At 40.5% G+C, this 23,988-nt stretch carries 20 protein-coding genes and 1 tRNA gene; all 21 read right to left on the bottom strand.

What is annotated here, in order from left to right:
* Nucleotides 1-13: 13 nt before the first annotated feature.
* The 21 genes from RBB56_RS17735 to RBB56_RS17635 all read right to left on the bottom strand — a co-directional run bounded on the left by RBB56_RS17735 (nucleotide 14) and on the right by RBB56_RS17635 (nucleotide 23,870).
* A complete protein-coding gene (locus RBB56_RS17735; protein WP_306720272.1) occupies nucleotides 14-976 on the bottom strand; it encodes a carbohydrate ABC transporter permease in 963 nt (320 codons plus the stop codon).
* Nucleotides 973-1,920, bottom strand: coding sequence for a carbohydrate ABC transporter permease (locus RBB56_RS17730; protein ID WP_306720271.1), 948 nt, complete (start codon nucleotides 1,918-1,920; stop codon nucleotides 973-975). The genes RBB56_RS17735 and RBB56_RS17730 overlap by 4 nt, the downstream gene beginning before the upstream one ends.
* 14 nt (nucleotides 1,921-1,934) lie before the next feature.
* Entirely contained in the window at nucleotides 1,935-4,235 is a 2,301-nt protein-coding gene (locus RBB56_RS17725; RefSeq protein ID WP_306720270.1) for an ABC transporter substrate-binding protein, read from the bottom strand.
* A gap of 28 nt (nucleotides 4,236-4,263) precedes the next feature.
* The gene (locus RBB56_RS17720) at nucleotides 4,264-6,750 is read right to left on the bottom strand and encodes an ABC transporter substrate-binding protein (protein WP_306720269.1); all 2,487 of its coding nucleotides are present in this window, start codon (nucleotides 6,748-6,750) and stop codon (nucleotides 4,264-4,266) included.
* A gap of 217 nt (nucleotides 6,751-6,967) precedes the next feature.
* Nucleotides 6,968-7,384, bottom strand: coding sequence for a hypothetical protein (locus RBB56_RS17715; protein ID WP_306720268.1), 417 nt, complete (start codon nucleotides 7,382-7,384; stop codon nucleotides 6,968-6,970).
* A 109-nt stretch (nucleotides 7,385-7,493) separates the two neighbouring features.
* Nucleotides 7,494-8,858 carry a PFL family protein gene (locus RBB56_RS17710; protein ID WP_306720267.1) on the bottom strand — a complete coding sequence of 455 codons (1,365 nt, stop codon included), beginning with the start codon at nucleotides 8,856-8,858 and terminating at the stop codon, nucleotides 7,494-7,496.
* 19 nt (nucleotides 8,859-8,877) lie between these two features.
* Nucleotides 8,878-9,150 (bottom strand): ACT domain-containing protein, encoded by a 273-nt coding sequence (locus RBB56_RS17705; protein ID WP_306720266.1) that lies wholly within the window; start codon nucleotides 9,148-9,150, stop codon nucleotides 8,878-8,880.
* Between the two features lie 18 nt (nucleotides 9,151-9,168).
* Entirely contained in the window at nucleotides 9,169-9,969 is an 801-nt protein-coding gene (locus RBB56_RS17700) for an MBL fold metallo-hydrolase (protein WP_306720265.1), read from the bottom strand.
* A 39-nt stretch (nucleotides 9,970-10,008) separates the two neighbouring features.
* Nucleotides 10,009-12,069, bottom strand: coding sequence for a cell division FtsA domain-containing protein (locus tag RBB56_RS17695; RefSeq protein ID WP_306722209.1), 2,061 nt, complete (start codon nucleotides 12,067-12,069; stop codon nucleotides 10,009-10,011).
* Nucleotides 12,066-12,689 carry a dephospho-CoA kinase gene (gene coaE / locus RBB56_RS17690; RefSeq protein WP_306720264.1) on the bottom strand — a complete coding sequence of 208 codons (624 nt, stop codon included), beginning with the start codon at nucleotides 12,687-12,689 and terminating at the stop codon, nucleotides 12,066-12,068. Before coaE ends, RBB56_RS17695 begins: the two co-directional genes overlap by 4 nt.
* 17 nt (nucleotides 12,690-12,706) lie before the next feature.
* A complete protein-coding gene (polA, locus tag RBB56_RS17685) occupies nucleotides 12,707-15,355 on the bottom strand; it encodes a DNA polymerase I (RefSeq protein WP_306720263.1) in 2,649 nt (882 codons plus the stop codon).
* Nucleotides 15,356-15,399: 44 nt separating this feature from the next.
* Nucleotides 15,400-15,723 (bottom strand): anti-sigma factor family protein, encoded by a 324-nt coding sequence (locus RBB56_RS17680; RefSeq protein WP_306720262.1) that lies wholly within the window; start codon nucleotides 15,721-15,723, stop codon nucleotides 15,400-15,402.
* 206 nt (nucleotides 15,724-15,929) lie between these two features.
* The gene (gene nagA, locus RBB56_RS17675) at nucleotides 15,930-17,066 is read right to left on the bottom strand and encodes an N-acetylglucosamine-6-phosphate deacetylase (RefSeq protein ID WP_306720261.1); all 1,137 of its coding nucleotides are present in this window, start codon (nucleotides 17,064-17,066) and stop codon (nucleotides 15,930-15,932) included.
* A gap of 24 nt (nucleotides 17,067-17,090) precedes the next feature.
* Entirely contained in the window at nucleotides 17,091-17,816 is a 726-nt protein-coding gene (gene nagB / locus RBB56_RS17670) for a glucosamine-6-phosphate deaminase (RefSeq protein ID WP_306720260.1), read from the bottom strand.
* 244 nt (nucleotides 17,817-18,060) lie between these two features.
* On the bottom strand, nucleotides 18,061-19,509 hold the full coding sequence (gene nagE / locus RBB56_RS17665) for an N-acetylglucosamine-specific PTS transporter subunit IIBC (protein WP_331526136.1): 1,449 nt from the start codon (nucleotides 19,507-19,509) through the stop codon (nucleotides 18,061-18,063).
* A 96-nt stretch (nucleotides 19,510-19,605) separates the two neighbouring features.
* Complete coding sequence (locus tag RBB56_RS17660; protein WP_306720259.1) at nucleotides 19,606-19,863, bottom strand: HPr family phosphocarrier protein; 258 nt, start codon at nucleotides 19,861-19,863, stop codon at nucleotides 19,606-19,608.
* 79 nt (nucleotides 19,864-19,942) lie between these two features.
* Nucleotides 19,943-20,344, bottom strand: coding sequence for a PTS sugar transporter subunit IIA (locus RBB56_RS17655; protein ID WP_306720258.1), 402 nt, complete (start codon nucleotides 20,342-20,344; stop codon nucleotides 19,943-19,945).
* A gap of 154 nt (nucleotides 20,345-20,498) precedes the next feature.
* Nucleotides 20,499-21,332, bottom strand: a complete 834-nt coding sequence (locus RBB56_RS17650; protein WP_306720257.1) for a PRD domain-containing protein — start codon at nucleotides 21,330-21,332, stop codon at nucleotides 20,499-20,501.
* Between the two features lie 320 nt (nucleotides 21,333-21,652).
* Nucleotides 21,653-21,735, bottom strand: a tRNA-Leu gene (locus tag RBB56_RS17645).
* A gap of 148 nt (nucleotides 21,736-21,883) precedes the next feature.
* Nucleotides 21,884-23,161 carry a diaminopimelate decarboxylase gene (locus RBB56_RS17640; protein WP_306720256.1) on the bottom strand — a complete coding sequence of 426 codons (1,278 nt, stop codon included), beginning with the start codon at nucleotides 23,159-23,161 and terminating at the stop codon, nucleotides 21,884-21,886.
* Nucleotides 23,154-23,870, bottom strand: a complete 717-nt coding sequence (locus RBB56_RS17635; protein WP_306720255.1) for a TrmB family transcriptional regulator — start codon at nucleotides 23,868-23,870, stop codon at nucleotides 23,154-23,156. The genes RBB56_RS17640 and RBB56_RS17635 overlap by 8 nt, the downstream gene beginning before the upstream one ends.
* Nucleotides 23,871-23,988: the final 118 nt, after the last annotated feature.

The raw sequence follows: 23,988 nt of genomic DNA, 5'->3' as shown, positions 1-23,988 counted from the left end.
AAAATCTTTCCTCCTATCCCTTAATTCCGCCCTGATAAGTGATTCCTTCCACCAGATAATCTTCTCCGTACAGGAATACTAATAGCGTAGGTACCATGTATATCGTTGCAACTGCAAACGCAAGTCCGATCTCTCCCGCATTTATCTTGGAAAGGAATACAGACAACGGATGCATCGCTTCGTCAGAGAGCAAAATAAGCGGCTGCTCCACCATATTCCAATAATCGATAAAAATCAATATCGCAATGGAGCACATACAACCTTTGCAAAGAGGCATGCAGATGCTCTTAAATATCTGCCATTCCCCCGCCCCATCTATCTGGGCTGCCTCAATCACTGACGTTGGGATTCTTCTCATGAATTTCGTTAACAGATATACTGCAAACGGTGAGAAAATACCCGGAAGCCATATCGCCCATCTGGTATCCAATAAATGTAACCATCCCGATACTAAATAGTTAGGTACCAAAGTTACCTGATAGGGCATAAGCATTAAAATAATATAGACAAAAAATATAATTTCTTTTATTCTGCCCCGATATCTGGTAAAGCCATACGAGGCCAGCGCCGCCACCAACAATTGGAAGGCAACAATAGGAACGACTAGAATCACCGCATTCCAAAATTTAAATAAATAATCCGGGCTTTTGAAAAGTACCGTAATATACTGGCTGAACGATACAATATCCGGAATAAATTTCAAATTCACCTTTTCAGAAATATAAGTCTTTCCTCCGGTATCTGTAGTCGAGAAGACCTGTCCGTAATTAGAGGAAATTTCCGAAGCAGACATAAACGAATTACTAATCGTAAGAATAATCGGCATTAAGAAAAGAATGGCAAAAGTAGCCGCTACTATCGTAGCAATGGCCCTCTTAATGAGATTCCTTCTTTCCCTTCTCTTTTTCCTCTTACTATATAGTCGGCTCCCCGCTAAGGCTTTCGCACCTTTTAAACCATTTTTCCGCAACATCATCCTTCCACATCCTTTCCGAAATAATTTTCCGTAAGGAAGAGAATTCCAATTAAAATTACCATAACGACCGACATCATGATGGCGGCAGCCGACAATTTCTGATAATCTAATGACCGGAATGTATTGTTCATAAAGTGTTGCATCATATATAGCGTATTATAAGGATAATCTCCGGTCAATAAGTATATTTCCCTAAACACCTTAAAAGAATTAATGAGCGACATAATCGTAACGAACAATAAGGTGGAGGACAAATATCTCAACTTAATATGGAAAAAGATCTGCCACGGCTTAGCGCTTTCCAATACTGCCACCTCCAGAATATCCTTCGGGATGCTGGAAAGGGCCGCCATAAATAAAATCATATTATAGCCTAAGTTCTTCCATAAGAATAAGATAATAATTACAATCTGTGCATAATCCGATTTCAGCCAGTCAACTTTACCTGCTCCAAATAGCCCAATAATATCATTCACCATACCGTTATAGTGAAACAGCACCTGCCATATCAATACGATAGACGCAATCGGCACCATCATTGGTGTAAGGAAAAACGTTCGAAACTGACTCCGAAACGGTATCTTACTGTCGAGAAGCATCGCGAGTAACAACGCGAGCAGCACAGCAAGAGGCACCGCAATTGCTGAGAACTTCAGCGTATTGGATGCCGCCTGTTTAAACGCCCCATTGCCGAACACATTAACAAAGTTATCAAGAAATACAAAGCTATGGTTAATAGGGTTGTCCACTAACGAATAATATACTACTACTAAAAAAGGAATCACAAAGAACACCAGCACACCAAGAAGGCTAAACGAGAGGAAAATCAAAGAGATTTTCCTTCCACGTCCGTCCTTTTTCTGTATGCCACCTTTCTTTTTACTTACCTTCTGCTCTTTATCCTTTATTTTCTTCTTTCTCGGAACCATTAATTCCTTCTTCACGATACTTTTACCTTCTATCTCGTTTCATTAATATAAGTCTGCACCCTGTTTTGAATCAAAGAAGCAGTTTCTTGCGCACTTTTTTGACCTTCAAAATAAGATTGTGCTTCCTCACTAATAATAGAAAACATTTTTTCATCCTTTATGTTTTCTATTCCCCTGGCCGCCTCGATAATTGCCTTCATACGTCCAATCTGTTCTTGCGTTGCAGCATATACGTCTACGGTAACAAGAGAATCCCCGTCTCCCCAGGACCAAGTAACTTTTGATACTTCTTTTTTCGTTCCATCCGTATCTTCATAATATTCCGCTTCTGCATCTTTTGCAAATTGTTTTTCCAAAGCTGACTTACTAATTGGAAATCCACCGTTTGCTGATTCCAGGTTTTCCTGCCTTTCCTGCAACAAGTTGAACCGCAGAAACTCCCATATTCCCTCTTTATTTTCAGCTTTAGCATTCATTGCTGCCGTTGTTCCATTCGGATTTATTACAGAACCACTTCCTTCTGTCGTGGGATAACCGATGAAATTCACTTCTTCTCCAAACATGTACTCATACATCTGATATTGGGTCACATCGGTGATTCTTGTTCCTTCCATCAAAAGTTGACCGCTTCTTAACCGGTCAATTTGACTCGACGCACCGGAAGATTCTGCCATTTCCTTGGGAAAGCGGTTAGCAAACTCCAGAATCCTCAAGAATTCTTCCCCTGTAAAATCACATACGCCTGTCTCCGCATCTACAAACACACCTAAATTCATCGAACACATAAGCTGTAGGATGGAATCCTTCGTATTAAAAGGCAGAATTTCCACATCGGCGGGCTTACTATCAATGAACTTTATCATATCATCAATAGACCATGAACTTCCGTTTCCTACATCAGACACTTTACCGATAAGCGTCCCTACGCTAAAACAAGGCATAATGGCATAAATCTTACCATCTACGGAGTAAACATCCATCACATTTTCAAGATATTCTTCCCTTTTTATCCCTGTATCCCCTTCCAAATACGGCGTTAGGTCTTCCGCGATTCCCATAGAGACCAATTGCTCCAAGGTGAGGAATCCATAGACCATATCGATCATATCCGGTCCTTTACCTGCCGCAAGATCTGCCGATAAAAGAGCAGTTCTTTCCTCAAAGTCCATACTGTCATCCCCGTACAGCTTCACTTCAATCCGGTATTTATCACTTTGTTTGTTAAAAGCGACAATGTCCTTGTTCAAAAAATAAGGCACATAAATCGTACCGTAAGTCAGTACCGTCTTCTCCTGTACTTGTGAACGATTCTTCTTTGTCAGCACTACGAGTTCCGCCTCCGGTGACTCTGACATATAGTCTATCGTAATGGCTGCTATTCTGCCGTCTCCAAGCATTTGCACACTTTGTAAACTAGTGCTGTTAATATCACTATCCAGCCAATTCAGAACTTCTATCGGTTCCTGATCCGTCAGATTACAAGTGTATAACTTGGTCTCCTGAGTATAAACGAGATCAACATCTTTACCGCCTTGATAGGTTCCATAATCAAAAGGAATCGAACTATTCACATCCACCAGAGATTTACCGGCTAAATCCACTTCCTGTAAGCGCCAGCCCGTACTGTCATAAAAACCTACGATAATCCGCCCATCCCGTATCCGAAACATATTCTGAATATAAGTTTTTGCGGGAATCTCACATAACATCTCGCCGGTCGGTCTTATTACATATACTGTCTGATTGGCATTCACATAATAATTCCCATCCTTATCGGATAATGTACCCTGTATATAAAAATCCTTAATTTTATTGAAAAAATTAGAGACATCCACAGATTCCAGAACTTGACCTTCGGTCGATAACTTCCGAAGCTCAACGCTCTCAAGTATACTGCCTACTTCCTCGGGCGCACTATCAGCATCTGTAGATTCACCGTCTTCCTGAGCTGTTTGCTCTTTATAGGCAGGGATTGCTAACACGAGATTCCCTTCTACATCCGTACCGATACAAGAGATGTATGCCTGCTCCTTTATTTCTACCGGAATAGCTTGCGGCTCCATATCCCCGATTTCCATAGAAAACAATCTGCTTTCCCCGGCTTCGCTATTTCCGACAAAATAAATCTTTTCATCCTCTCCAAAGATCATACTGCTCGTGTAGTAATCAGGCATCGTAAGCGACTGATATTCTGCCTCATATACATACTCTTCACTTTGCTCTTGTATCGCTGCAGCATCCTGCATGCCATCTGTGCCCTTCCCACATCCGGCAAGCAGCAAGCTCATCGCTACTGATGCTGCAACTTTTACCCTTTTTTTCTTATTCATACTCTCTTTCCCCCTTATACTTTTTATATTACCTATTCTCATTTACATAAATCTGCACTCTGCTCTGAATGATATCCGCAACTTCCTTCGCATTCTTCTGACCTTCGAAAAAGGCTGCCGCTTCCTCCGAAATAATGGCATTCATCTGCTCATCATACTGATATTGCGTATCTATACTTTCAATCAGACTTCTTACTTCTTTTATCTCTTCCTCTGTAGCTGCATAAATCTCCATATCATAGCCATCATAACTCCACGATGTCTTCGGCTGCTTTATTTGATTGCCATCAGCATCTTCATAATAATCTTCCTTCATCGCCTCAGTAAACTGTAGCTCTAATGCCGATTTCATAATCGGGAATCCCCATCTTCCTCTATTATCGCTTTTCTCCTGCGATTCCTTCGTAATCGCGATGCGAAGAAACTCCCATACACCTTCCTTATTCTTCGACTTAGCACTCATTCCAAGCACACCGCCTGTTCCTGATAAGAAGGAACCGTTTTCCTTACTCGTAGGGAATCCGATAAAAGTAATCGGCTCTTTAAACAATAATTTTGTCATCTGATAATCAGTTACTGCACTAATACCCGTATTCAACATGAGAAGTGTTCCATTCTGCAGACGCTCAGGTGTGCTCGGTCTCTCCTCATCCCAATTGTAGTTTTCGTCGAAATAATTAGCAAATTCCAGTGCATTAATAAATTCTTCTCCATTGAACTTACACTCTCCGGTAGACCAATCTACATATTCATCCATGTTCATCATGGTGTTATACATTAAAATCGTGCTCTTCGTTCCATATTCATATAACTCAGTACCTTCCGGCAGATTTTTTACCATATCAATCAACTCTGCCATAGAGATACTCGTTCTTTCGCCTACATCGGCAGTTTTCGCAACTACCGTCTGCAAGTAAAAATAAGGAGGTATTGCGTAAAGTTTCCCATCCACTTCATAGGCTTTTAGCACGTTTTCCAAATAGTCTTCACGTTTTAATTCAGCATCTTTTTCAAGGAAAGGAGATAAATCCTCCAAAATACCCTTTGCAATATATTGCTTCATGGAACCGTTGGAAAGATCCACCATATCCGGAGCATTACCGCTTATAATATCTGTATTTAATTGCGTCAATCCGGCTTCATAATCGTTAGAAGCGCTCATATATTCCTTTACTTCAATTCTATATTCCTGACTTTTCTTATTAAAATCAATTACTTGCTTTCTCATCTCGTAATCGAGATACATGGTAGCCAAAGACATAATTTTCTTCTCAGGCACCTCTGACCCCTTCTTCTTTGTCAGATAAGTGAGTTCGATATTAGAAGTATCCTCCTCCCAAAAAGAACTAATTGTAAGAATTCTTCCATCATCAAGGGCATGGAATACAACAAGTTCATTACTGTTAATATCACAATCAATCCAATTCAATATTTCTACAGGTGCTGCATCTCCCATGTTATAAGAGTACAAAATATTATCTACGCTGTATAAAACATCTGTTTCTACACTTCTGCCGAATATATAATTGCCATACTGGGAAACCATCATACTGCTGACAGCATCCCCAAGACCTTTCTTCGCTACATCGATAGGGCATACTTCCATGCTTTCCTGACCGTAATAGGTAATCATTACCACTCCGTCTTTTGTGACGAACATATTATTCACCCAGCTGTCAATTTCGACTTGGAAAAGTTCATTACCTTCCTGATCGATGACCCATATTGCCTGATCATACGCAAGATAGATATTTCCATCATTATCGGTCTCCATATTATTGAAATAGACCTCTTCATCTCCGAAGACTGAGGTAATATCCATGGTGGACATTATAGTACCATCCGTAGAAATCTTACAAATCTCCGTCTTTTGAGAGGTAGGCATCATATAATCATCCACATAAGCGTTTCCCGGCATACTACTTTCGGAAACAATCGTAGTACCGCCATCCATAATGGTCACTGAATTGGATGCTTCTACTTCTGCAGCCTCATCATTCTCACTCTCAGTTCCTTCTTCAACCACCGCTTCCGTTTCTTCGCTATCTTCCACGGCTTCGCTCGCATCTTCAGCCTCAGCCAAACCCTCTTCTCCATCCAATGCTTCTATCTCTTCTCCGCCAATGGAGGCTCCTTCTTCATACACATAAGTATTGATAAGTGCTTGCAGGGTACCGTCTGCATTCGCCGTCATTCTCATAACAGTGGCATTATCCCCGAAATCAAGCGCCGTCTTCACAGGCTCTTTTGCTCCTATCTCCAATGCACACAAATAAGAAGTGGACGTCTGCTTCACTTCATCATATTCGTATGCAAGATAATAGATTGTATTGCCTATGACATTTACAGCATCTATACTGCTATTGCCGCTATCGATATTCTGATATTCCGGCACATACACGAATTCCTTCTGCGCTGTCGTATTCCCTTTACTGCCACCGCATGCCGCCAACTGCATACAAGCCAAAGCTGCAGTGACCGCTATTAACATTTTCTTTAAAACTGATTTTTTCATATCTTTCATGTCTCCCTTTAACTATTGGTCGTAACCACAACCTACACCCACCTCATTCAAAAAAATACTATATATAGGATAACATAGGATAAGTATTAGTACAATGTGGCACTTCTTAATAATTTCTGAATTATAAGAAAGCCCCTACTTCATATTCACTAAAAATTGAAATAGGGATCTGTATCGAAATATTTTATTACTGTAATTCCCACACGAATCATTCCGCTTTCTCATCTTCAAAATTGACATTCCAGAACTTATTATTAAATATTTCATCACTTAATCGGACATTATATATTCCTTTATTTAAATACACGTTCGCCCTTGGTGCTCCTATACCCTTATAATCAAAAATAAAAATATTCCCCGGATTTAAAGTTTCAAAACTAATGCTCGTCCCTGCCTGGTCCAATATTTTGAGCGAATCTGTATTTTTGATAATATAAGACTTACTAAAACTTCCGGTATTCGTCGGAAAGCCTTTCACATGTATTTCCGACTCATTTACATCATAAATATAAACTTCTTGATTATGATATATCCGCATATTCTTTTTCACATAAAGTATAGTTATAGTAAGAAAAATAAATATAATAATAAATAAAATATAAATTATTCTTTTGTTTTCTTTCATGAAATTCCCCTATTGCCAAGCATCCTTTATAGTTACACTGTAATTTTCCGGAAATCATATACCAATGTCTTTTTTCATCAACTTTAAAAGATTATTTTCTACTTTTCTACTAATTCTTGAAGCTATGAATAGGAGCCGGAATTCTTCCTCCTCTATTAATGAAGTCATCACAAGAAAAAGGATTCACGGGCATAATGGGGGCATATCCTAATAATCCTCCGAATTCTACAGTTTCCCCTACTCCTTTCCCTATAACAGGAATCAGTCTTACTGCCGTCGTCTTCTGATTAATCATACCGATTGCCATTTCATCCGCAATAATACCGGAAATTGTCGTTGCTTTCGTATCGCCGGGAATGGCAATCATATCCAATCCTACAGAGCATACGCAAGTCATTGCTTCCAGCTTCTCCAAGGTGAGTGCTCCTGCTATTACGGCATCGATCATCCCCTGGTCTTCACTGACCGGTATAAAAGCTCCGCTCAATCCGCCTACATAAGAAGATGCCATAACACCGCCCTTTTTCACTTGATCGTTTAAAAGTGCGAGCGCTGCCGTCGTTCCCGGCGCTCCTGCATATTCCAAACCTATCTCACAGAGGATCTCCGCTACGCTGTCTCCGATTGCCGGAGTGGGCGCTAAGGATAAATCGACAATACCAAAAGGCACATTGAGGCGCTTCGAAGCTTCCTGGGCTACAAGCTGTCCTACACGTGTTACCTTGAAGGCTGTCTTTTTAATTGTCTCGCAAAGCACCTCAAAGTTCTCTCCCCGTACCTTGCTCAGTGCCGTCTTCACCACTCCCGGTCCGCTGACACCTACATTAATGATCTTATCCGCCTCAGTCACTCCATGAAAGGCTCCTGCCATAAACGGATTATCATCCGGCGCATTGCAGAATACTACAAGTTTCGCGCAGCCAAGGGAGTCTCTATCCTTTGTATGTTCCGCCGTCTTAAGAATAATCTCTCCCATTAACTTCACAGCATCCATGTTGATTCCTGTCTTAGTAGAACCTAAGTTCACAGAACTGCATACCCTCTCCGTCGTGGATAGAGCGAGGGGAATCGATTCGATCAACAACTTATCTGCCGGGGTCATTCCTTTGGAAACCTGAGCGGAATAACCGCCGATAAAATTAACACCCACTTGATGGGCTACACGATCCAACGTCTTCGCAATTGTCGCAAAGTCCTCTGCCGTCTTACATGCAGCACCGCCGATCAGCGCAATTGGGGTTACCGAAATTCTTTTATTCACAATCGGAATGCTAAACTCTCTTGAAATCTCTTCCCCTGTTTTCACTAAATCTTTTGCCGCATCATAAATCTTATCATAAATCTTCTGATTCAGCTTCTCCAAATCAGCATCGATACAATCGAGCAGGCTGATACCTAGAGTAATCGTTCTAACATCCAGGTTTTCTTTCTCTATCATTTGGTTTGTTTCTGCAACTTCAAATATATTAATCATAGGTCACTCCCGCTTTCTTCTATATTCTGTGCATCTGGTCAAAAATCTCTTCCTTCTGGCACTTAATAATAACACCGATTTCTTCACCCAATGAACCCAAATCGTCTACAATATCTCCAAAATACTTTTTCGTTTCATTGGTATCCACAATCATCATCATATTGAAATACCCTTGTACGATTGTCTGGGAGATATCCAGAATATTAATCTCATTCTCCGCAAGATAAGTGCAGACTTTCGCGATGATACCTACCGTATCCTTTCCCACTACTGTAATAATTGTCTTTTTCATTACTTTCCCTCCTCTTAGTTATGCAATCTCTATTAACTCCGATATTTCGCTTCTATTCGCTACTTGTATCGGGAAATCACCAACTTTGTATCCGCTATCCGACATAGTAAGTTCTACCCTTACCGCCTCATAGGCAAGCTCCGGCAGATTATTTTCTTTACTCAGATGGCCAAGAATCACCTTCTGCATATCATCATGTAAAACCCTGCTCAAAAGCCTTCCGCAAAGTTCGTTGGACAGATGGCCTCTATCTCCTAATATTCTCTTTTTCAAATAATAGGGATAAGGCCCTACCTGAAGCATATTCACATCGTGGTTCGCTTCCATCAGAAGAACATTCATTCCCCGCAGACATTCTACCGTATAATCGTTATAACATCCCAGATCCGTAATAATACCGAGTTTTTGTTTGCCATGACAAACACGGTACGCCACGGGCTGCGCGGCATCATGGGAAATACTCATAGGATTCAACACGATATCCTTTACCGTAACCTTATTATCCGCCTCAATTTCCTGGAATAATGCCGTATCAATTGAGCCTACCGATGAAGTATTCTTAATTGCCTGCAGAGTTCCTCTCGTCCCGTAAATAGGAATCCCATATTTTCTTGCCATAACTCCGAGGCCGCTAATATGATCGTTGTGCTCATGGGTAATAAAAATACCATCGATTTCTTCCGGCTTTACTCCAAGATTCTCCAACCCTTCCTTTGTTCTTTTGCCGCTGATTCCCACATCCACCAACAGATGTGTAGTATCAGAACCCACATAAATGCAGTTTCCGCTACTTCCGCTGGCTATACTACATAATCGCATATTGTTCTCCTGACTATTTTTATTTTATATCCCTTCCCATTATTCCTTCCAATAGATCTCTATGATATCACCGTTATGTAACGGCTCCATATATTGTGCCGTCTGCCCATTTAACATCGTTACCACCGAAGTACCGCGGGGCTTTGATAAGTCAAAATCGATATAGGAGAACACATCTACATAGACATAAGAATCCTTTCCTGTCATCGCCACCGGTTTTCCATTCACAATTACCGCAATTGTGGAAGTCTGAGGATTCATTTCCTCCTGCTCCACCAATACAGCCTGCTCTTCTTCCTCCTCTTCCATATAGGGAAGTTCTGAAAACGTCAATTCCTCCATGGTCCATGTAACAGAAAAATTCTCATATACCCGGGTATCCATGTCTGCCAGCTTATTATTAACATACAGATTCATTCTTTGGTCTATTGTAACATCCATGAATTCTACAATCTGTCTTATCGTATAGTAATTTAACAACTCGATAACATCATTTTCCCGGATAGAGTAATACTCTGATTGCAGCGTACCGTTCACACTTGCGAATTTAGGTAAATCAATACGCTTTTCATTGACAATAACACTTATCACATCGCCAAATTCGTTCAAGGCTCCAAGTTCCATGGAAGCCGCTTCCCCTGCGGTAGAAGAAATTACCTCTATTTTATCCCCTCCATGAATCGGAGCATAAATATCTGCTTCCTGACCGTTCACCCGAATGACCGCAGTCTCACCAAGTTGCCCCCTGACAATTCGCGCCTTGCCGTTTACGGTAAAATTAAGTTCCTGACCTCGCTTCGGGAATAAACCTTCATTGGGAAAGTATGCCTGCAAAGCAGCATCTGCTACCGTCAGCATATTATTATCATATAACTTAATCCGATTTCCATTGAAATCTACAAAAATAAAATTATTGCTCTGTTCATAAAAACTCAGGCAAATACCAATCGGTGTCACTAAGAGGGAATCCTTTTTCACATTTTCTTCCATGAACTCGATCTTCTGCATGACTTCTTCGCCACGAACCGCTACGCGTTCTTTCTGTATACCAAGGTTCTGTGCTAATACATCCGTATAACCCTCTATTTTGCCTCCGCCTCCAACGACGAATACAGCACTCACAGATTTCCCGCCGTTTAGCTCTTTAATTTTATCCGATATTTGCAGCACCATATTCTGAAGAATCGGAGCAACCACTTCCAAAACTTCCTCCTTTGTTATCGTCTGCTCCAGTCCCATTATATCCTTATAGTAAACAAGGTCCTGCTCACCTGCATCTCTTTTTACCTGTTCTGCCGTCACGAAGTCAACAAGGCAATGCCGGGCTATTTCCTCTGTAAGCGCATCGCCGGCTATAGGAATCATACCAAATGCAGTAATACTTCCATCTTTCGTAATAGAAATATCCGAGGTTCCCGCCCCCACATCTACTAACGCAATGTTGAGCATCCTATACATCTCAGGAATGGCTACTTGTATCGCTGCTATAGGCTCTAATGTGGTATTTGCCACGTTCAGTCCCGCAATACCAACTGCTTTATACAACCCATCCACCACATCATCAGGCAAAAAAGTCGCTATCATATCAGCACTGAGAACCTTGGCTTTATGCCCTTCCGGATTAGAAATAGGATAATGATTGATATAATAATGAACTACCGAATATCCTACGCAGTAGAACTTCATATCCGTATCGTTCAACGTTTGGAATTCTTCATATCCCTTTTCCACCCCCATTGTAGAAAGGGCATAAATATCTTCTTTTAATACCTCTTTATCGCCGCCGAATTCATAATCGACAGTTACATTCACGGTACGAAGCACACGGCCCGCTGCCGCAATACATGCTTCTGTCAGCCGACGTCCAATAGCCTCCTCCAGCTCTTCTTTTACCGCTTTTATTGTCTCTCCTACCTTATGTATATCGTGAATCTGCCCATCCAGCATAGCACGTGTTTCATGTTCTTTTATCCGCTGTGCTACCACATAGAAGATATCTCCACTCCGATACCCTACTGTCCCTACAATACTTCTCGTTCCAATGTCCAAACCAAAAACCATTTGTCCCGGATATTTTTTCATTGAGTTTTCTTTGCTCATTTCTGCCACAGGTATTCCTCCAATTTCTTATCAATCTGCTCATAAGCGTATTGCCGATCCTTGCCATTATCGATGAGTACAAGGCAGTGTCTTTTATATTCCTCTTCGGAAAGCTGCTTTCCGAAGATTCCATCTATTTTTTCATCACTGTAGGAGCGTGACTGCCTTAGTCGTTCTCTTCTCACCGCTTCCGGCGCGTAGATGTACCAGAGTTCATCCACAATGCTTATATATCCGTCTTCGATAAGAAGTGCGGCCTCAATAAAAAGAAAGTCTAGCGTCCCCTTTTCCTTCTCATTTGTTATTTCATCCAAAATATACGCTTTAACTGCCGGATGAACAATTTTGTTCACCTGATATAACAGCTCACTATTCGCAAAGATTTTCTCCGCCATTTTAATTCGGTCAATGGGCGGCATCATTTCGGGTAATTCAGAATCTATAAGTATATCCGTTCCAAGGAGAGTAATGAGTTCTCTATAGCAATCTTCTCCCGGCTCCTTTACTTTATGAGCTACCTCATCGGCTAAAATTACCTTGCAATTGTATTTCTTTCCAATGTATGACAATATCTCTGTCTTGCCGGAACCAATGCCTCCGGTAATACCTATTATCCTCATCCCTTATCTCCACGTCCTTATTTCGCTTCGTACCAATTGGCTCCTATATGCAAATCCGCTTCCAGAACGACTTTAAGCTCGGCCGCCGCCTGCATTTCCTCTTTTACAATCCGTGAGACCTGATCCACTTCATCTTTTGCAGCCTCCACCAGAAGTTCGTCATGCACTTGCAGAATCAGTTTCGATCTCATATTTTCTTCCTTCAAACGTTTCCATACACGAATCATAGCCACCTTGATAATATCTGCAGCAGTTCCCTGTATCGGTGAATTCATTGCCACACGTTCTCCAAAGGATCGTTGCATGAAATTGCTGGATGAAAGTTCAGGCACCGGTCTTCGTCGTCCGAACATCGTCGTCACATACCCATTCTTCTTCGCATCCTCTACCAGATGGTCCAAAAACTTTTTTACATCGGGATAGGTTGCAAAATACTGTTCGATATATTCTGCCGCTTCTTTTCTGGAAATACTCAAATCCTGGCTTAAACCAAAGGAACTAATTCCATAAACGATACCAAAGTTCACAGCTTTCGCATTCCTTCTTTGTAAATCTGTCACCTCTTCAAAAGGCGTGTGGAATACTTTGGAAGCAGTAATTCTATGAATATCCTCCTCCATACGATAAGCTTCAATTAACTGCTCATCTCCTGACATATGCGCCAATACACGCAGTTCAATCTGGGAATAATCGGCATCCGCAAAGACAAAGCCTTCCTTAGGAATAAAAGCCTTGCGAATCAGACGCCCAAGCTCCATACGCATCGGTATGTTCTGCAAATTCGGCTCCGTAGAGCTAATACGGCCTGTCGCTGCAATCGTCTGGTTAAACTTACCGTGTATCCGTTTATCTTCTCCTATATAAGCTGCCAGTCCATCTGCATAGGTAGATTTTAACTTCGCAAGTCCCCGGTATTCCAAAACATCCGACACAATGGGATGATCCGGAGCTAATTTATCCAGCACATCTGCCGCTGTGGAATAGCCGGTCTTCGTTTTCTTTCCTCCCGGCAGTTTAAGGCGCTCAAATAACACTTCGCCAAGTTGTTTTGGCGAATTAATATTGAAATCATAATCCGCTTGTTCATGTATCTTCTGTTCCAGTTCTCCGATACGCCCGCTTAACGCTTCGCCGTATTCTTTTAACTGTTCGGGATCTACCATAATCCCTTCCTGTTCCATATCGTATAATACATAAGATAAAGGCATCTCTATCTCATGCATCAGGTGCTCCATTCCGGCTTCTTCTAACTTATTTTCTAAAACAGAAACTGCTATATATTCTACATAAGCGAGGAAACAAGCATATTCTAACAATTCTTTCGCCTTTTTTTCTGCAGCCTTCCGGAAACTCTCTTTTCCAAATAACTGTGCTCTTGAAGGAATCATTAAGTTTAAATATTCATTGGCAATATCCTCTGCCTCATAATCATTTTTTAAAGGATTTAACAGATAGGCGGCAATTAGTATATCGAATAGGTTCTCCGTTTGGTCTGTATCGATGTAGCTATACTTATTTTTGATATTAAAAGTAACAAGCTTCACCTTATCTGCCATAGCAGTGAGCTTGTCCGTTAAATATTGCTTTGTTAAAAACCCTTCCGCTTTTACAAAATAAACTTCTTGCTCGGAAAGGGCCAGAGAAATTCCGACAAAATCCTCTTCTCTGCTGCTATCTTCTATCACATCGAAGGCGATATACTTCCCATCGCCTAATGTATCTATTTTAGCAAAGATTTCTTCCGCCTTACCAAGATCTGTTACCTCTGTAAAGTAATCTGTCTGATGATTCGTTACAGAACCACTTTCAAATCGGCTAAGCATATTTTTAAATTCCAGCCGTTTGAACTGCTTATAAGCTTCTTCCGTATAAAAATCTTGAATCTGAGCATCTTCATAGGAAAACTGGATATCTCCATCTACCTCTATCGTAGCAAGCACCTTACTCAATTCCGCCAGATGCTTATTATTAACAAGCGATTCTTTCACCGCCTTCTTTGTGACCTCGTCAATATGTTCATAGATTCCTTCTAAGGACCCAAATTTAACCATAAGTTCCGTTGCCGTTTTCTCTCCAACCTTCGGAACACCGGGAATATTATCCGAAGTATCTCCCATCAGCGCCTTCAAATCGATAAATTGGAGCGGAGTCACCTGATACTTCTCCTTTACATCCGATGCATAATAGTCCTCAATCTCTGTCTTTCCGCCTTTTGTCTTAGGAATCCTTATTTTAATCTTCTCGGAGGCAATTTGCAGCAAGTCTCTGTCGCCGGAGATTAAAGCCACATCCATGCCTTCCTTTTCCGAACGTCTGGCAATCGTTCCAAGAATGTCATCGGCCTCTAATCCGGGCTTTTCCATTATAGTAATTCCCATCGCCTGAAGAACTTCCTTCATAACCGGCACCTGCTCGTGCAGCTCTTCCGGCATAGGTTTTCTCGTCCCTTTATATTCTGTATAGATTTCATGACGGAAGGTTGGATCCTTCACATCGAAGGCAACCACAAGATACTCCGGGTTCTCCTCATCCAGAATCTTAAACATAATATTAAGGAATCCATACACCGCATTCGTGTGAAGTCCTTCCGAATTTGTTAAATCCGGCACTCCATAATATGCTCTATTTAAAATGCTATGTCCGTCTATTAAAACTATCTTACTCATCTTTACACCCCATCAAAGTCTCCAGACTTTGCTCTCTTCTCTGATTATAATACCATAACCAATACGATAATGGTTATCATCGTTATAATCGCCAGAACCTCGAGCCCATATACAAAAAGATGAAAGCCTTTCCGCATCTGAACCTTTCTTCTCGCATCTTCTAACTGTTTATTCAGATTCTTATTCAAATCGAAGGCATCTCCTCCCTCTAAGCTAGCCATACCTTCCATCACGAGAAATTGTATATTAAGTTCTTCTTTACACTCCGGGCATACGGAGATATGTTCCATAAAATCACTTAACTCCCTGCCGCTTAGCTCTTTATTCAGAAACATAGGTATCATCTTATCCACTTTTTTGCAGTTCATTCTTATTCCTCATAAGTGCTTATTTTATCTTCCGCGTTGCCATGCGCTGTATACTTCATATAACATGTTTTCTCACAATATATTCATACATAATGTACTATACACCAAAACAAAAGATTTTAAAAGTATCCCCTTAAAATTAATTAAAAAGGATGCAAAAGCGCAAACCTTACGGCAGCTCTCCTGCATCCTATATTTCCTTGATTTTATGACAGCTTCTTTCCGCGAAGAATCACAGATTCTAAAGCGAGATCCGCTTTCTTAAGTAGAACTACATTGGCTATTTTTCCCGGGGTGATACTACCATAGTTATCGTAAATCCCTACACTCTTAGCCGGATTAGCAGCTGCGCATCGAATTGCCGTCTCCAACGGGATATTCATCTTCTTTACCGCAGTCCTAACACAATCCATCAAGTTGGTTGCGGAACCTGCAATCGTTCCATCCGCTAATGTCGCACGGTTACCTACGACCTTAACAGCCTGTCCTCCTAAACTATAATCACCATCATCCAAACCTGTAGCCATCATACTATCGCTGATAAGGATCACTTTATCCTCACCGAACATTTTAAAGGTATTTCTTACTACAGAGGGATGTACATGGACTCCGTCACTGATAAGTTCTACTTCCGCACCCGCATCTGCCGCCGCTCCGATCAAGCCCGGAGCTCTGTGTGTATACGGATTCATTGCATTATATAAATGAGTTACATGAGTTGCACCTTTTTCAAAAGCTTCCATTGCCGTATCATAATCAGCCGCTGTATGTGCTGTAGATAATACAACCTCTCCCTTTTTACTCTGAATAAATTCCATAGCACCCTCTACTTCAGGAGCGATCGCTACTAATTTAATCATATGGTCAGAAGCTTCATTCAAACGATCATACATCCCTGCATCGGGCTTTCTGATGTAGGTACTATTCTGTGCTCCCTTTTTGCTTTCTGCAACGAAAGGACCTTCCATATTAATGCCGCATAGATCGGCTTCCTTCTCTCCGCTGCCCGCCTTACGATAAGCTGCTGCGGTTTCACATACCCCTTTTAAAACTTCTTCTCCCAATGTCATAGTAGAAGGTACAATGGAGGTAACACCGACAGAAGCCTGATATTCTGCAATCTTAGCAATCGCTTCCTGTGTTCCGTCACAGAAGTCATATCCCACACATCCATGGAAATGGATGTCCGTTAATCCCGGTACTGCAAAGCAACCTTCGCCGTCAATAATCTCGTCCGCATCCGCTTCGCCTTCCGTCTTTACGAACTGGGTGCCTTTGGTATAGATGTCTTGTTTTACAAATACACCTTCTTCAGTAAAAACGCTTGCATTTTTAATAATCATAATAATACCCTCCTTTAGATTTCATTAAATCAGGGATAACGCTGCTTCATCCGCAACCAAGGTGACATTCGGATGAAGCTGTAATACAGAAGCTTGTACCTTAGGTGTAATCGGACCGAAGAAGGCATCTCTTACAATCGCTGCTTTATCCTCACCGCTCACCACTACAAGAACTTTTCTTGCCAGCATAATATTTCTAATTCCCATTGTATATGCCTGCTTAGGTACATCATCATAAGAAGCAAAGAATCTCTTATTCGCTTCAATAGTAGAAGGTGCCAGATCCACACAGTGCGTATCCGGAACAAACTCTTCTGACGGCTCATTAAAACCGATATGTCCATTGTGTCCGAGTCCAAGAAGCTGCAAATCAATGCCGCCAACTGCTTCGATAGCCTTATTATAATCACTGCATGCTTTATCGCTATCCGACTCCATTCCGTCAGGAAGATGAGTATTAGCCTTATCTATATTTACCTTTCCAAAAAGGTTTTTATTCATAAAATAATAGTAGCTTTGGTCGTTCTCTCTCGTAATACCTCTATATTCATCCAAATTCACAGAAGAAACCTTAGAAAAATCCAAGTCACCGTTTTGATACCATTCCACAAGATTCTCGTAAGCCCCAATCGGTGTAGAACCTGTTGCCAACCCTAAAACACAATTGGGTTTCATAATAATCTGAGAAGCAATAATACCAGCTGCTTTTTTACTCATATCTTGATAATCTTTTGCTCTAACTATATTCACGTTATCCTCTCCAATCCGCGCATTGTACACGCTCTTAACTATTTATACTTAGTATACCTCATCTGCCGCCAGATTCACATTGCTTTTTTTGTTACCTTTTTGCTTTTTTTGCTATGCGCGCGTAGCTGTGCATTACCTGCCCGTAGGGCCTTATATCATAAAAACGAAGTTTCTATGATATAAGTTAATATCGGAAGCCCATATTAAGATATGAGGCTTCCGATATGCCAGGGATTATAATGTTTTACAACATTTTCTTCATTTCATCCGCTACAAACTGTACTTTCGTACCAACGATAACTTGAACGGATGTTTTGCTCGGTCTCATAATACCTGCGACACCGGCTGACTTAATTTTCTTCTCATCCACTTTCGTGTAATCCTTAACTTCGAAACGAAGTCTTGTAATACAGTTATCAAGAGATGTAACGTTTTCTTTTCCGCCAATACCTTCCAAAACGATGGTTGCAACTTCTGTAAAGTTATCATTGGAAAGAACTACTTTCTTATCCGCTTCCGCATCATCATCTTCTCTTCCCGGAGTCTTAAGATCCAGTTTAACGATAATAAAACGGAATACGATATAATAAACTACTGCTACAACAGCACCGATTACAAGGATCATCCATGTGTTCATCGCTGCAGGCAGTTTTGCACAAAGTACCCAGTCGATGAAACCACCGCTGAAGGTAAATCCTGCTCTTACAGGAAGAAGTGCTGTAATCGCACATACGATACCTGTTAAGAGTGCATGTATTACATAAAGTACAGGTGATAAGAACATGAATGCGAATTCGAAAGGCTCTGTAACACCGGTTAAGAAGGAGCAAAGAGCTGCTGCACCGAGTAATCCGGCTGCTACTTTCTTCTTATTGGATTTCGCTGTATGATACATTGCAAGAGCTCCTGCCGGAACACCGAACATCATAACAGGGAAGAAGCCTGTCATATATTGACCTGTCTCACCGATTACTGCCGCTGAAGTTTCATATCCTCCCAATCCCCAGAATTTATAGAGATCTGCAATACCGATTGCATCAAACCAGAATACGGAGTTCAATGCGTGATGGAGACCAAATGGAATCAATAATCTGTTGAAGAAGCCGTAAAGACCAACACCAACTGCTCCTGTACTGGAAATAGCTGTACCGAAAGCTACGAGTGCTCCGTAAATAATCGGCCATACAAAGAACAGAATTAAACTTACAACAATCGTAACGCCAGCTGTAACAATCGCTACGCTTCGTTTACCACTGAAGAACGATAACGCATCCGGCAGTTTCGTGCTCTTAAACTTGTTATAGCATCCAGCACCAATTAAACCTGTTAAAATACCGATAAACTGGTTTCCATCGATTTTGGAGAAAGCAACATTAGCCTCCGCTCCGGTGAACATCTCAACTGCACCGGGAGACAGTAATGTTTTGATCATTAAGTAAGAAACAATACCTGCAAGTGCAGATGTTCCGTCGTTATCGTCAGACATACCAACTGCAACACCGATAACAAACAAAAGTGCCATATTATCGATAAGAGCGGAACCCGCTTTGCAAAGGAATGCAGCGATTACGTTATTGCCGCCCCAGCCTGAAGGGTCAATCCAATAACCAAGTCCTAACATAATACCTGCAACCGGAAGACATGCAACCGGAAGCATTAATGACTTACCAAGTCTTTGTAAATATTTCATCATAAAAAAAGTACCCCCTTGTTTAATTTAAGTCCTGCCCTGGCTGCAGGACTTCATTACCTTTTTTATTCTAAAAGGCTTTCGCCCTAAGAATACAACTTATAGATTTGCCTCGAAAAATTTCTTCAACGCATCGATGGCTTCCGCTTCATCAGGACCATCCGCACGGCAAGTAACAGTCATCCCCTTCTTTGCTCCGGCACCCATAATTGCCATGATTTTCTTTGCATCTGCCTGTTTTGCCCCTGTATCTACCGTAATGGTACTTTTAAAAGGTGCTGCTACCTTCACCAATAAACCTGCCGGTCTTGCATGAATACCTAATTCATCTTTAATTGTGTACTTAAATTCTTTCACGTTTTGTTCTCCTTCCATATCTTTACTTATTTTCTTGTTTTCTATAATAATTTTTATTATTACCTTTTGCTGTTCCTTCTTACTTCTTAATGCTTATAATGTCATCCCCGGCACTTACTTCTTTATCTGTATGTCCAATAATGTCAAGATATTCATCCGTATTGCATACGATAACCGGAGTAATTACCTCATAACCCGCTGCTTTGATCTTATCCAAATCTGCTTCTATTAATAAATCTCCTTTTTCCACCTTCTGTTCTTCTTTGCCATGAATGATAAAGCCGTCGCCCTTTAATGCAACTGTATCGATACCTACATGGATGAGGAGTTCTACTCCATCCCTAGTCGTCATGCCAACCGCATGACCTGTTGGAAATATCGTCGTAACTACTCCCGCAGCAGGGGCATATATCTTACCGTCCGTCGGGATGATTGCAACACCTTTTCCTAATATTTCTTCGGCAAATAAATGTAGGATCACTAACTTCCTTAAGACTTACACATCTTCCTTTCAGAGGTGCTGAAATCACCATCTCTTTTTTCTTAAATGCATCAAATAAACCCATACTGCTCCTCCTATTTTTTATTCCTATTTTACTTTTTAACGCAAGCTTAAACTCATGACCTGCTATGCTTTAAACTAAATCACTGATGCGCTTTACATTCAATGTTAAATAAATACTTTCTTCTTCCGTCATGAAGCAATCATACTTATCTTTAATAAAATCGTTCACTTTACGAATTAATTCATATTCTCTTTTACAATGAGTTCTGACAAAGTCGTAAAGAACTTCATCCCCTTTGCTCTGTTCCGGCTGTTCCGTGAGCATTCTATGTACTAAGTATTTAAAGTTAATCGCTAATTTATCCGGCTGGTAAGATTCTGTCTTACATGTGGGTATTTCCTGTTCAATAATTTCCATCATTTCACGGAGCATCTGTGTTAGCATAAAAGTAACACCGACTGCTGAATTAAACTCCGCGTTAACAATATGTATTGCGATAGAAGCCGCTTCTTCATCCAATAGTCTGATTCCGGTCTTCTTCTCTATAAGGTAAAGTGCATGACAACCAACCGTGTATTCATTGGGATAGAACATCTTAATTTCTTCGAATAAAGCATTTCCGAAAATCATTCCTTCTTTGAAACGATCGATTGCAAATCCAATGTGGTCCGTCAATGTCAAGTATACATTTTCATTCAGTTCTTTACCGAGCGCGCCTTTCGCATAGGAAATAATCTCATCCGACACTTGAATATATTCCAAAGGCAGCTTTTTCAGGAGTTCTTTGAATCGCTTCAGACTATCTTTGTTATCCAATTTGAAAATCTTCTCAATCTTAGTTTCATCCACGCTTTGTCCTACTTTTTTGCCAAAGCCGAGGCCGCATCCCATAACAATTAACTCGCTATTATCGACATCTTTGGATGAAATAATATTATTATTGATTATCTTATCTATCTTCATATCGATTTCCTATTGTAATAAGCTTATAAAAAAACCAAACCTTATAAATTAATCCCACATTGTTCGATTAACTTATAAAATCTGGTTTTGCCTGCTTTCCAGTAACAATCCATCTTTTTCTTTTCTGTTATTGAAATTATAATAGCAACTATTATATACAATGTCAAGCTTTAGAAGAATTTTCTTGGTATTTTCGTCAATACCATACATTAATACACAGTTCGCATTGTACATATTGCACATATCTTGTTCTCAAATTCTTATCGAATAAAAAAAGAACCTACCTTCCCGCTGAAAAATAAGTCCTCTTAATTTATAAATGCCGGCGACGAGACTTGAACTCGTACGATGTTGCCATCGCCAGATTTTGAGTCTGGTGCGTCTGCCATTCCGCCACGCCGGCGTACCGCTAATATTTAACAGCCGAGTTATATAATAGCATACTCGGCTGTTGTTGACAAGTATATTTTCTAAAATTTTTAATCAAATTTCTAAAAGCTTTAAGTCATTTTTTAATATAAAACTTTTCAGTTTCGACAATATTCGCCACCTTAAAATTCTTTCTTAAGTTCCTTATAAATATCCAGCCCATCAAAGGTCGCAAAATAATCTGCCGGCGTCTCTGCTCTTCGAATTAACTTTACGCTTCCATCCTCTTTTAAAAGTAATTCCGCCGATTTCAGTTTTCCGTTATAATTATAGCCCATCGAATAACCATGAGCGCCTGTATCGTGGATAAACAGATAGTCCTCTTTATCGATTTTCGGCAGCATACGGTCCACCGCAAATTTATCGTTATTTTCACATAAAGATCCTACTACATCATATTTGTATTCACAAGGTTCATCTTCTTTTCCAAGAACGGTAAGATGATGATAAGAGCCATACATAGCGGGACGTATCAAATCGACAGCACACGCATCCACTCCGATATATTCCTTGTATATATGCTTCTCATGAATTGCCTTTGTCACCAAGGCACCGTAAGGGCCCATCATAAAACGTCCCATTTCCGCATAAATCGCCACATCCCCCATACCTACTGGTACGAGAACTTCTTCATATACTTTACGAACCCCTTCACCTATTTCACGAATATCGTTTTCTATCTGATCCGGCTGATAAGGGATGCCGACACCACCTGACAGGTTGATAAATTTAATATCTGCTCCCGTCTCTTTTTCCAACTGCACCGCCATTTCAAATAACTGCTTCGCAAGCATTGGATAATATTCATTAGTTACTGTATTGCTGGCAAGAAATGCATGAATGCCGAAATTCTTTACACCCTTTTCCTTCAGAATTCGGAAACCTTCGAACATCTGCTCCACGGTAAAACCGTATTTGGAATCACCCGGATTATCCATAATGCCATTACTCATCATGAATACTCCACCGGGATTGAATCGGCAGCTTATTGTCTCCGGAAGCTTTCCGATTGTTTTTTCCAGGAATTCAATATGCGTAAAATCATCCAGGTTGATAATTGCACCTAACTCTTGGGCATATGCATAGTCTTCTGCCGGAGTTACATTGGAAGAAAACATAATATCCTCTCCCACGATTCCCATGGCTTTACTCAACATCAGTTCAGTTAAGGAAGAACAGTCACAGCCACAGCCGTATTCTCTAAGTATCTGTATTAAATATGGATTAGGTGTTGCTTTTACAGCAAAATATTCTTTAAACCCTTCATTCCATGCGAAAGCTTCCTTCACTGCCTTAACATTTTCACGAATTCCTTTTTCATCATAGATGTGGAAAGGAGTCGGATATTCTTTTACAATTTCTTCTATCATTTCTTTTGTAACAAATGGTTTCTTACTCATCTTTCGTCTCTCCTTCGGTAAGCTCAATTAATTTAATTTCATTTCTCAGTGCCTCTTTGAATACATTGACAAAGTTCCTCTGCCCACAATATAAACAGGTATCTGACTTTTCACCTTTGACATCTCCGGTCAGAACATAAACGGAATCGATAATAAGGCGGATTTGCTTCTCTTTCTTCTCCGTTAGATATTGAACAGTATCCCTTATTCCAATATCTTTATCCGTAATCAGTACGAGCTTAATCTTCCGCTCAACAGCCTCCGTAAGCTCTTCTATGATACTTTCGATAAAACTCTCCGGTGCTGACAGATAAATACGCTGCTTTGCTTTTTCCAACATCGTAAGAATCTTATCTTTTATATTTTTGGCACCTTCAATCGTAATATACCCTTCTTCGGCAACAGCCATAACAGGCATATTCTTTATCAAGAAATCCTTTTCTTTTTGCATGTTTCGAATCTTATTATCACAAAACTCTTCGATTGGAATCGCCGCATATTTGCTCGCTGCTCCTTCAATCAAATACGCTGCCCCTTTATCTGCAAGACCTGACAGCCCACCATAAACATTAGATCTAGAGATGCCGGTCTGCTTCGCCACCTCATATCCTGTTAACTCACCATTTTTAAAAAGACAAATATAAATGCCTGCTTCCAGTCTGGTAAGACCAAAGGACATCATCCGTTCTAAAATTCCCGATTCGTCCATGTATACCTCCGAATAGTGTTTCTCTATAGGACTACTATATTATTATTTATAATATTTGTCAATATAAAATTAAGTGAAAGAAAAAACTATATAAAAAAACAAGAAATTCGCTATCTCT

Source organism: Kineothrix sp. MB12-C1 (assembly GCF_030863805.1).
In the GTDB taxonomy this organism is placed as follows: Bacteria; Bacillota; Clostridia; order Lachnospirales; family Lachnospiraceae; genus Kineothrix.
The sequence above is the reverse complement of the archived record's forward strand: the minus strand, read 5'-3'. Positions and strand labels throughout refer to the sequence as shown.

Excerpts from the sequence above, each read along its gene's own strand:
- RBB56_RS17735 (WP_306720272.1), bottom strand. The coding sequence starts at position 976 with ATGATGTTGCGGAAAAATGGTTTAAAAGGTGCGAAAGCCTTAGCGGGG.
- RBB56_RS17725 (WP_306720270.1), bottom strand. The coding sequence starts at position 4,235 with ATGAATAAGAAAAAAAGGGTAAAAGTTGCAGCATCAGTAGCGATGAGC.
- RBB56_RS17720 (WP_306720269.1), bottom strand. The coding sequence starts at position 6,750 with ATGAAAAAATCAGTTTTAAAGAAAATGTTAATAGCGGTCACTGCAGCT.
- RBB56_RS17715 (WP_306720268.1), bottom strand. The coding sequence starts at position 7,384 with ATGAAAGAAAACAAAAGAATAATTTATATTTTATTTATTATTATATTT.
- RBB56_RS17710 (WP_306720267.1), bottom strand. The coding sequence starts at position 8,858 with ATGATTAATATATTTGAAGTTGCAGAAACAAACCAAATGATAGAGAAA.
- RBB56_RS17705 (WP_306720266.1), bottom strand. The coding sequence starts at position 9,150 with ATGAAAAAGACAATTATTACAGTAGTGGGAAAGGATACGGTAGGTATC.
- RBB56_RS17700 (WP_306720265.1), bottom strand. The coding sequence starts at position 9,969 with ATGCGATTATGTAGTATAGCCAGCGGAAGTAGCGGAAACTGCATTTAT.
- RBB56_RS17695 (WP_306722209.1), bottom strand. The coding sequence starts at position 12,069 with ATGAGCAAAGAAAACTCAATGAAAAAATATCCGGGACAAATGGTTTTT.
- coaE (WP_306720264.1), bottom strand. The coding sequence starts at position 12,689 with ATGAGGATAATAGGTATTACCGGAGGCATTGGTTCCGGCAAGACAGAG.
- polA (WP_306720263.1), bottom strand. The coding sequence starts at position 15,355 with ATGAGTAAGATAGTTTTAATAGACGGACATAGCATTTTAAATAGAGCA.
- RBB56_RS17680 (WP_306720262.1), bottom strand. The coding sequence starts at position 15,723 with ATGAACTGCAAAAAAGTGGATAAGATGATACCTATGTTTCTGAATAAA.
- nagA (WP_306720261.1), bottom strand. The coding sequence starts at position 17,066 with ATGATTATTAAAAATGCAAGCGTTTTTACTGAAGAAGGTGTATTTGTA.
- nagE (WP_331526136.1), bottom strand. The coding sequence starts at position 19,509 with ATGATGAAATATTTACAAAGACTTGGTAAGTCATTAATGCTTCCGGTT.
- RBB56_RS17650 (WP_306720257.1), bottom strand. The coding sequence starts at position 21,332 with ATGAAGATAGATAAGATAATCAATAATAATATTATTTCATCCAAAGAT.
- RBB56_RS17640 (WP_306720256.1), bottom strand. The coding sequence starts at position 23,161 with ATGAGTAAGAAACCATTTGTTACAAAAGAAATGATAGAAGAAATTGTA.
- RBB56_RS17635 (WP_306720255.1), bottom strand. The coding sequence starts at position 23,870 with ATGGACGAATCGGGAATTTTAGAACGGATGATGTCCTTTGGTCTTACC.